Here is a 304-nt window from a genome sequence, read left to right on the forward strand (position 1 = left end):
GGGCCAGATATGAGACATGGTATTGCGCTGTATTTAGAAGACGTTAGCGTGTGGTTTGACTCATTCCGTGCACTCAATGATCTATCTTTATACATTGAGGCAGGCGAGCTACGCTGCATCATCGGCCCTAATGGCGCAGGTAAGACCACGTTAATGGATGTTATCACTGGTAAAACGCGTCCGACCAAAGGTAGCGCGTTTTTTGGTCAAGTACATAATTTGGCCAAGCTGTCTACCGAAGAGATTGCCGAAGCAGGCATTGGTCGTAAGTTTCAAAAACCAACGGTATTTGAAAACTTTACCG

General features: G+C 46.1%; 1 protein-coding gene. It reads left to right on the forward strand.

The genetic code is table 11. The annotated features are described in order from the left end of the window. On the forward strand, positions 1-304 hold a 304-nt coding region (locus AAEY75_RS14465), incomplete at both ends, for an ATP-binding cassette domain-containing protein (RefSeq protein WP_352259951.1).

This window comes from Psychrobacter sp. TB55-MNA-CIBAN-0194, from assembly GCF_040309505.1.
GTDB lineage: Bacteria > Pseudomonadota > Gammaproteobacteria > Pseudomonadales > Moraxellaceae > Psychrobacter > Psychrobacter fozii.